The following is an 8,935-nucleotide window of genomic DNA, read 5'->3' as shown; positions in this document are numbered from 1 at the left end:
CCCAGCCGGCACCTTGCCCGCTCTTTCTTGTCGCACCTGTTCAACCCAGCGACGAAGCGCGGTAGGCCCAAGCCCAAGGGCTGCGCAGACCTCGGGAACTGACTGGCCACCATCCAGAACCATTTCGGCAGCTTGGACTTTGTATTCTCTTGAATAAGATTTACGCACTGATTTTGCCTCCAATTGGGCGCCATCATAGCGCCCGATGAAGGTGTCCAAAATCATTAGGCCAGTTCAAGCCAGCTCCCACAGGTTAGTGCGAAACTCACAGACTTGCGCTGTACCTGTGGGAGCCGGCTTGCCGGCGATAGGGCCCGAATAAACAATACATAAACAACAGCCAGGCTCAGATATACGCATTGCTGCTCTTGATCTGCTCTTGATTTTGCTTCTAAGCGCGCAATAGTCCAGGCAACACAAATTGCGACTTCAGGAGGCCGCGCGGGCCCGGAAGGCACCGGAGCGAGGGGACCCCGGAGCGCAGCGCAGGGGCCGTATGATGGAGCGGGCGGCTTTGCCTACTTTGGCCAAGACCAAAGTAGGCCGCCGTAAGGGCGGAAAGGTGACTATGCGTCGCCATCGCCGCTGAATGCGCATGCATCTATCAAAACCCACACTCTGAAACCCGAACCCCAAAAAACCTACCCCTCCCGCCCCTCATGCTGCTTGCGATAAGCCCCCGGCTGCACTCCCACCGCCTTGGCAAACGCCCGAGTAAACGCCGCCACCGACTGATACCCCACCCGCCCGCCAACCTGCTCGACCGTATTCCCCGCCTTGAGCAACTGGCAGGCCTGGCGCATGCGCAGCGCCAGCAACACCTGCCCAGGCGACTGCCCGGCCAGTTCATTGAACCGCTTGAAGAACGCCGAGCGCGACAGCCCCGCATAGGCCGCCATGCTCTCCAGCGTCCAAGCCTGCCCCGGCTCCTCTATCAGCCTCTCCAGCAGCCCGGCAAACGCCGGCTGGCGGGCGAGGGCGACCAAGCCACCCAGTGCCTGCCCTGTATGCACCTGCCGGCGCAGCACATACAGGAACAGCAAGTGCGTGAGCCGCTCGAGCACCGTCTGCGACGGCTGCGGTGCCCGCCGGCATTCCTCGAGAATCAAACCGAACAGCGCACGAGCCGCACTGCCGGCCGGATCATTGGCGCGCAGCAGAATCCAGTCCGCCAGCCCCTCGACGATCAGCGACGACAAGCCCGTCTGGAAATGAAAGAAACCACAGACCAGCCCCACGCCATCGTCGGCCTCCAGGTCCAGCGCCTGCATGGTCCGGCGCGGCTGGGCGCAGGCGTCGGCGACGTCCTCGTCACCCGACAGGCGATACGCAAGGTCACGCAGCAGAAACACCGCATCACCACACTCAAGCCGCACAGGCTCGGCGTGGCCATCGACGTGCAGCCAGCAATGCCCCTGTACCACCAGGTGAAAACTGGCGCGGCCCATGCCCTGGGTGCTGGCGTGCCAGCCACCGCAATAGCGCCCGACATGGAACAGGCTGGCGTCAAGCTCGAGCCCTTCTAATAACCAATCGACAAGGTGGCTGGATGAAATCATCTAATGCAAGGACTCAGGAGCAAGGAAAGGCGACTGATGAATATGGATGCTACTTCTTATAACCAACAGACTGTAGCGACCTACATCAAAGGAGACCACTCCATGTCCGCGCGCATCACTCTACACAGCCTGCAGACCGCCCCGGAAGCCGCACGTCCGTTCCTCGAAAACGCCCAGAAAAACTCCGGCTTCATCCCCAACCTGCTGGGTGTGCTGGCCAATGCCCCGGCCGCGCTGGAAACCTACGTCACCGTCTCGGCGCTAAACGGCAAGGCCGAGCTGACCCTGGCCGAGCGCGAAGTGGTGCAGTTGATTGCCGCCACCCAGCACGGTTGCGACTTCTGCGTTGCCGGCCACACCGCCGTGGCGCTGAACAAGGCCAAGCTACCGCAGGCTGTGGTCGATGCCCTGCGCGCCCGTGGCGAGTTGCCCGACGCACGTTACGAAACCCTGGCCGAGTTCGCCCGTGAGGTCATCGCCACCCGCGGCAACGTCGGCGACGCCACCTACCAGGCCTTCCGCGAGGCCGGCTTCACCGAGGGCAACGCCCTGGAAGTGATTCTCGGCGTGAGCCTCGCAACCCTGTGCAACTTTGCTAATGTGTTCGCCCAGACGCCGCTCAATGACGAGCTGAGCAAATACCGCTGGCAGCCTTCGGCCTAAACCGCCCGATGCCGGCGTGTCCGGCGCACCAAAGGAGTAGGGACATGCTTGATAGCGCTTTTCGCCAATGGCTGGATGCCAACGCCGAGACCATCGACCAGGGCCAGTGCGACCCGCACCTGGTACTGGCGCATATCGCCGAATCGCAACTGCTGCGCATAGGCGTCGACCCGGCCCTCGGCGGCGCGGGCGGTGATGTCACCGAGGCGGTCGAAGCCATTGCCGCTATCGCCAGCCGCTCACTGGCGGCGGCTTTCGTCTGCTGGGGGCAGCGCGCCTTCATTGAATACCTGCTGCAAAGCCCTAACCAGGGGTTGCGCGAACGCCTGCTGCCAGCGCTGCTCAAGGGTGAGCTCGCCGGCGCCACCGGGCTTTCCAATGCCATGAAGTTCCTCTCCGGCATCGAGGCACTGCAGGTGCGCGGGCGCCCCGCAGCCGATGGCTGGAACCTGGAGGGCCGGCTGCACTGGGTGACCAACCTGCGCAAGAGTGGTTTCGTGGTGGCCGCGGCCATCGAAGACGATGCCGGAGGCGCGCCGTTCGTGCTGGCCATCCCCTCCGATGCACCGGGGCTGGAACGCTCCGACGACCTGCAGTTGATGGGCTTGCAGTCGAGCAACACCGCTGCCTTGGCCTTCCACCAGGTACCGCTGGCCCGTGACTGGCTGCTGCACGACAACGCCCGCGAGTTCTTGCCCCAGGTGCGCCCGGCCTTCCTCGCCCTGCAGTGCGGCATGGCCATCGGTCTGGCGCGGCGTGCCTTGGACGAAGTGCAGGAGCACCTGCATGGTCGTGTGTCCTTCCTCGAGGAGGCGCGCCAGGTGCTTCAGGAACGCCTGGAGAACACCGTCGGCGAGCTCAAGCAGGGCCTGCTCGACGGCCGCTTCCTCAAGCAGCCGGCCGCGTTGTTCAAACTGCGCATCACCCTCGCCGAAAGCGCTGCCGACGCCGTGCAGCTGGAGCTGCAGGCCAGTGGCGGCAAGGCTTACCTCACCGCCTATGGCGAAAGCTTCGCGCGCCGCTGGCGCGAGTCGGCGTTCGTGCCGATCGTCACGCCGAGCCTGGTGCAGCTGCGCGCCGAACTGCAACGCCAGGCGAGTGCGGCATGACCGACGTGCTACTCGACGCCCGCGACATCAGCCTGGGCTACCCCCGCGAGGGCGGCTGGCAGCCGGTGCTGGAACAGTTCGACCTGGCGCTGGCACCGGGCGAGGTGGTGACCATCCTCGGCCCCAGCGGGGTCGGTAAATCGAGCCTGCTGCGGGTGCTGGCCGGCCTGCAGCAGCCCCGTGGCGGCAGTGTGACTTTGCACGGCGAGGCGCTGCAGGGCCCGCACCCGCGCCTGGCGGTGGCGTTCCAGGACCCCAGCCTGCTGCCCTGGCTGAGCCTGGAGAAGAACGTTGCCTTCGGCCTCGACTTCGCCCGCCAGCCCAAGCTGGCCGCCAGCGAGCGCCGCGCACGCATCGACCACGCCATCGCGGCGGTGGGCCTGAGCCATGCCCGCAACCAGTACCCGGCGCAGTTGTCCGGCGGCATGGCCCAGCGCACCGCGCTGGCCCGCTGCCTGGCGCGGCAACCCGAAGTGCTGTTGCTGGACGAGCCGTTCGGCGCGCTGGACGAAGTGACTCGCGCCGACATGCAGCAACTGCTGCTGCAACTGATCGCCACCCACAACACCGCTGCCGTACTGATCACCCACGATATCGACGAAGCCCTGCTGCTGTCCGATCGCGTGCTGCTACTGGGCAACCACCCGGCGCGCACCCTCGGCCAATGGCATATCGACCTGCCGCAACCCCGGGCGCAGCGGGTCGAGGAACTGGGCGCGCTGCGCATCGAAATCCTCAAAACCCTTCGGCGGGCAAGCCGCACAGCCGAACCCACCCCATCCCCCTTGCCCTCGGAGGCTGTCCATGTGCATGGATGACTGCTGCTCCACCACGTCCCGTCGCGATTTTCTCAAACTGAGCGCCATGCTCACCGCCGCTGGCGCCGTGCCGCTGCTGGCCAGCCTGCAGGCGCGCGCCGCCGCCGAGCCTGACGCACCGGTGCGCATCGGCTACCTGCCGATCACCGACGCCACACCTTTGCTGGTGGCGCACAACAACGGCCTGTTCGAGGCCGAAGGCATCAAGGCCGAGCGCCCGGTGCTGCTGCGCAGTTGGGCGCAGGTGATCGAGGCGTTCATTTCCGGCCAGGTCAACGTGATCCACCTGCTGTCGCCAATGACCGTGTGGGCCCGCTATGGCAGCAAGGTGCCGGCCAAGGTGGTGGCCTGGAACCATGTCGGCGGCTCGGGCCTGACCGTGGCCCCGGACATCACCGAGATGAAGCAGCTCGGCGGCAAGACGGTAGCCATCCCGTTCTGGTACTCCATCCACAACGTGGTGCTGCAGCAGATGCTCAACGACAACGGCCTCACGCCGGTGTCGAAACCGGCCAACGCGCAGTTGGCCGCCAACGAGGTCAACCTGCTGGTGCTGCCGCCGTCGGACATGCCGCCGGCCCTGGCCAGCAAGCGCATCGCCGGCTACATCGTCGCCGAGCCGTTCAACGCCCTGGCCGAGAACCTCAAGGTCGGCCGCGTGCAGCGCTTCACCGGTGACGTGTGGCGCAACCATGCTTGCTGCGTGGTGTTCATGCACGAACACGACCTCAACAACCGCCCGGAATGGTCGCAGAAGGTGGTCAACGCCATCGTCAAGGCCCAGCAATGGACCCGCGACCACCGAGCCGAGGCGGCCGCGCTGCTGTCCAAGGCCGGCCCCAACAAGTACACCCCGCACGAGCCCGCGGTGCTGGCCAAGGTACTGGCGCCTGCCGCCGAGGACCGTGCCGGCTACATCGCCAGTGGCGCGATCCAGCACCAGCTGTGGGATGAAAAACGCATCGACTTCCAGCCGTACCCGTACCCCAGCTACACCGAGGAACTGGTCAAGCGCCTGAAAGGCACCCTGATCGAAGGCGAGAACGGCTTCCTCGCCGGGCTCGACCCCGCGCACGTCGCTCGCGATCTGGTCGACGATCGCTTCGTGCGTAATGCCATCGCTGCGGTGGGCGGCCCGGCAACCTTCGGCATTGCCGAGAACTTCCAGCGCAGCGAGGAGTTCGCGGTCTGATGCAAAGGCATGTCGTACATGGCGCCCTGGGTCTTGCCGGCCTGGCGCTGCTGCTGTTGCTGTGGTGGGCGGGGGTGCAGGTGTTCGGCGCGGCCGACGGCCTGTCGGCGCGCTTCTCGCCCCAGGCCACGCTGGCGAGCCTGGTGGAGTTGCTGGGGCAGGGCGAGGTGTACGGGCATATCTGGGTGAGCCTCAAGCGCATCCTGATCGGCCTTTTGCTGGCGCTGTTGATCGGCGTGCCGTTGGGCTTGCTGGTGGGCAGTTACCGGCACCTGGAGGCGGCAACCACGCCGGCGTTCCAGTTTCTGCGGATGATCTCGCCGCTGTCGTGGATGCCGGTGGTGGTGATGCTGATGGGCGTGGGCGACCAGCCGATCTACTTCCTGTTGGCCTTCGCCGCGCTGTGGCCGATCCTGCTCAATACCGCCGCCGGGGTGCGACAGCTCGATCCGCGTTGGCTGCAGCTCTCGCGCAGCCTCAGCGCCACGCGCTGGGAGACCTTGTGCAAGGTGATCGTGCCGGGGGTCATTGGCCATGTACTGACCGGCGTGCGGCTTGCCATTGGCATCCTGTGGATCGTGCTGGTGCCGTGCGAGATGCTTGGGGTCAGTGCGGGGTTGGGGTATTTCATCCTCGATACCCGTGACCGCCTGGCGTATTCCGAGCTGATGGCCATGGTGCTGTTGATCGGGGTGCTGGGGTTCATGCTCGATGCGCTGGCCCGAGGGTTGCACCGGCGTTGGGTGCATGGCTGAGGATTGCCGGGGGGCGCAAAGCGCCCCCAGCGTTCTACCTCAATGCCGCGTCAGCCGCTGCCTCACGCACGCCTTGGCCTGCTCCGCCAACTCATCCAACCGCTCATCGCGCGATTGTTCCGCCTCCATCATCACGTCCTCCCCGTTCTGATTGAGCAGGTAGGTGTGGATCTGCATCACCTCGACCGTCTGGTAGATCGGCGCAATGTCCAGCCGCCCGATCAGCGCCCCGCTGGCACGCCCGGTGCTGCTCATCAGCACCTGTGGCCCGGCGCTGGCAATCACCTGCAAGCCCATGGCCTCGAACCATGGGACCTGCTCGGCGAAGGCGCTCAGCTCGACGCAGGCGTAGCGGCTGCGCAGGTCATCCAGCAATGCGCGGGCGATGCCCTGGCGGCGATGGTCTTGATGTACTGCAAGGAACGCCAGGCTGCAGGCCTGCGCATCGTCCTGGGCCGGCAGCGCCAGGGCAAAGCCGAGCAACTGGTCCGGGGCGTCGGCATCCAGCGCCAGGGTCAGCTCTACGGCCAGGCCACGGGTGCCGTCCAGGGCCATCAGGTACTGGTGGACCTCAAGGCCGACGCCGTACTGGTACAGCGGGTACAGCGGATTGTCCGGGCTGATGGCGACGCTGCTGAGCTGGCCGACATGGTCGATCACCAGCTGGCGGATCTGGTTCTGGAAAGATTCGGGCGGCACGCCGTCGAGGCGGCGGAGGATGAACATCGCGGGTAGGGCTCCGGGTGGGCTGAAACGCCCGCTTCGAACGAGGCGGGCGCCCAGTTTACCCGCTGTGGCTAGCGCAGCCCAGCCAGCAGCAGGTCGAGGTTCTGCACTGCGGCGCCCGAGGCCCCCTTGCCGAGGTTGTCGAACACCGCGGTCAGCAAGACCTGGCCGTGCTCGGGGTTGGCGTACAGCGCCAGGCGCAGGTCATTGCTGTCGTTCAGCGCCTGCGGGTCAAGCGCCGGGGCCGGGCCGTCCTGGTGCAATGGCATCACCTGCACATGGCGAGCGCCCTGGTAGTGCTGCTCCAGGCAGGCCTGCAGCTGTTGCGCAGTGACGCCTGGCAACAGCCGCAGTTGCAGGGGGATGCTCAGGACGATGCCCTGGCGATAGGCGCCGTAGCCGGGCACGAACAGCGGGCGGGCGCTGAGCCCGGCGTGCTGCTGGATTTCCGGCACATGCTTGTGCGCCAGCTCCAGGCCGTACAGCTGCAAGGTCGGCAGGTATCCTTCGGCGGGCTGCTCATGGCGCTCGACTGCCGCCCGGCCACCGCCGCTGTAGCCGGAAATGGCATGGATGCTCAGCGGGTAGTCCGCTGGCAACAGCCCGGCCTTGACCAGCGGGTGCAGCAGGGCGATGGCGCCGGTGGGGTAGCAGCCGGGGTTGCTGATACGGGTGCTGGCGGCGATGCGCTCGGCCTGGTGCTGGTCAAGTTCCGGCAGGCCGTATACCCAGCCTGGCGCGGTACGGTGTGCGGAGCTGGCATCGATCACCCGCACCGCCGGGTTGCGCAGCGTTGCCACGGCATCGCGGGCAGCGTCATCGGGCAGGCACAGCAGGGCGATGTCGGCGCTGTTGATCGCTTCGCTGCGCCGCGCCGGGTCCTTGCGTTCGGCCTCGGGCAGGGTGAGCAGGCGCAGGTCCTGGCGGCCGTGCAGGCGCGCGTGGATTTGCAGGCCGGTGGTGCCTTGGTCGCCGTCGATGAAGACAAGGGGCTGGGTCATGGAGTGTGTCCGTGGTGAAGGGGAGTGGGCGTATCCTCGCTTGCGGCTGGACGAAAGAAAATTTGAATATCATGATCGTAAAGTTCATTAAATCTGAACGAAGTAATCTGTGTTGAACTTATCCCGTGGGAGCGGGCTTGCCCCGCGATAGGGCCCGCCCAGGCAAGATCATTTCCAGGCCTGGCGCCATCGCGGGGCAAGCCCGCTCCCACGTACCCAGGAAACCCCATGCGAGAAATCAGCCTCGACCGCCTGCGCACCCTGGTGGTGATCGCCGACCACGGCTCCTTCGCCGACGCCGCCCGCCAGCTCAACCTGGCGCCGCCGACCATCAGCCTGCACGTGGCCGAGCTTGAGGCGCGCATCGGCGCGCCCTTGCTCACTCGCGCCCGTGGCCAGGTGCGGCCGACCCCGGTCGGCGAGACCCTGCTGCTACGTGCCCGGCGCCTGCTGGCCGATGCCGACCAGGCGCTGGACGAGGTGCGCCGACAGGTCGAAGGCCTGACCGGCCGCGTGCGCCTGGGCGCTTCCACGGGCGCTATCGCCCACCTGCTACCCCAGGCGCTCGACGCCTTGCGCGTGGATCACCCAGGCATCGACGTCCAGGTGCAGGTGCTGACCTCGCAGGCCTCGCTGGCCCGTCTGCGCGAAGGCAGCCTGGACATCGGCCTGGTGGCGCTGCCGCAGGTGGCAGGCAAGGGGCTCAAGCTCACGCCCTGGCGCCGCGACCCGATCCTGGCCTACGTGCCCGCCGACTGGCGCCCGCCAGCGCGGGTCACGCCGGCCTGGCTGGCCGGGCGGGCTTTGATCCTCAACGACAGCACCACACAGTTGTCGCGGGTGACTTCGGAATGGTTCGCCGCCGCCGGGCTCTACCCCGAGCCACGCATCGAGCTGAACTTCAACGACGCGATCAAGAGCCTGGTGGGCGCGGGGTACGGCGCGACCTTGCTGCCCCAGGAGGGTGAAGGCCCGCAGCACGACCCGCGTGTGCTCCGGCGGCCGTTGCGCCCGGGGCTGTGGCGCCAGCTCGGCATCGCCTGCCGCGAGGGCGAGCCGGAGCGCGCCATCGGGCATGTGCTGGAGGCGCTGGAGCGCCTGCGCCAATGACG

Annotated in this window: 10 protein-coding genes; 6 read left to right on the top strand and 4 right to left on the bottom strand. The window is 66.6% G+C overall.

Features of this window, described 5'->3' with window-relative positions; translation table 11 throughout:
• Window positions 1–225 (bottom strand): transposase (locus RTH46_RS25480; RefSeq protein ID WP_316906900.1); only part of this gene is annotated, 225 nt, incomplete at its 3' end.
• A gap of 416 nt (window positions 226–641) precedes the next feature.
• Window positions 642–1,559, bottom strand: a complete 918-nt coding sequence (locus RTH46_RS25475) for an AraC family transcriptional regulator (protein ID WP_316906899.1) — start codon at window positions 1,557–1,559, stop codon at window positions 642–644.
• Window positions 1,560–1,661: 102 nt separating this feature from the next.
• On the opposite strand from RTH46_RS25475, the gene RTH46_RS25470 reads away from it, so the two are divergent.
• Genes RTH46_RS25470 through RTH46_RS25450 form a run of 5 tightly spaced genes read left to right on the top strand, consistent with a single transcriptional unit; the run spans window position 1,662 to window position 6,096 of the window.
• Window positions 1,662–2,222, top strand: a complete 561-nt coding sequence (locus RTH46_RS25470; RefSeq protein ID WP_110992776.1) for a carboxymuconolactone decarboxylase family protein — start codon at window positions 1,662–1,664, stop codon at window positions 2,220–2,222.
• An 8-nt stretch (window positions 2,223–2,230) separates the two neighbouring features.
• On the top strand, window positions 2,231–3,331 hold the full coding sequence (locus tag RTH46_RS25465; RefSeq protein WP_316906898.1) for an acyl-CoA dehydrogenase family protein: 1,101 nt from the start codon (window positions 2,231–2,233) through the stop codon (window positions 3,329–3,331).
• Window positions 3,328–4,149, top strand: coding sequence for an ABC transporter ATP-binding protein (locus RTH46_RS25460; protein WP_279849106.1), 822 nt, complete (start codon window positions 3,328–3,330; stop codon window positions 4,147–4,149). The genes RTH46_RS25465 and RTH46_RS25460 overlap by 4 nt, the downstream gene beginning before the upstream one ends.
• Window positions 4,136–5,341, top strand: coding sequence for an ABC transporter substrate-binding protein (locus RTH46_RS25455; protein ID WP_316906897.1), 1,206 nt, complete (start codon window positions 4,136–4,138; stop codon window positions 5,339–5,341). Before RTH46_RS25460 ends, RTH46_RS25455 begins: the two co-directional genes overlap by 14 nt.
• On the top strand, window positions 5,341–6,096 hold the full coding sequence (locus tag RTH46_RS25450) for an ABC transporter permease (RefSeq protein WP_153786405.1): 756 nt from the start codon (window positions 5,341–5,343) through the stop codon (window positions 6,094–6,096). The genes RTH46_RS25455 and RTH46_RS25450 overlap by 1 nt, the downstream gene beginning before the upstream one ends.
• Window positions 6,097–6,135: 39 nt before the next feature.
• Here RTH46_RS25450 and RTH46_RS25445 read toward each other — a convergent pair whose 3' ends face one another.
• On the bottom strand, window positions 6,136–6,822 hold the full coding sequence (locus RTH46_RS25445; protein ID WP_153786406.1) for a GNAT family N-acetyltransferase: 687 nt from the start codon (window positions 6,820–6,822) through the stop codon (window positions 6,136–6,138).
• A 71-nt stretch (window positions 6,823–6,893) separates the two neighbouring features.
• A complete protein-coding gene (gene argC, locus RTH46_RS25440; protein WP_316906896.1) occupies window positions 6,894–7,823 on the bottom strand; it encodes an N-acetyl-gamma-glutamyl-phosphate reductase in 930 nt (309 codons plus the stop codon).
• A 228-nt stretch (window positions 7,824–8,051) separates the two neighbouring features.
• Here argC and RTH46_RS25435 point away from each other — a divergent pair, with 228 nt between their 5' ends.
• Complete coding sequence (locus RTH46_RS25435) at window positions 8,052–8,933, top strand: LysR family transcriptional regulator (RefSeq protein ID WP_153786408.1); 882 nt, start codon at window positions 8,052–8,054, stop codon at window positions 8,931–8,933.
• Window positions 8,934–8,935 lie beyond the last annotated feature (2 nt).

It is taken from the genome of Pseudomonas sp. zfem004, from assembly GCF_032621715.1.
GTDB lineage: Bacteria > Pseudomonadota > Gammaproteobacteria > Pseudomonadales > Pseudomonadaceae > Aquipseudomonas > Aquipseudomonas sichuanensis.
The sequence above is the reverse complement of the archived record's forward strand: the minus strand, read 5'-3'. Positions and strand labels throughout refer to the sequence as shown.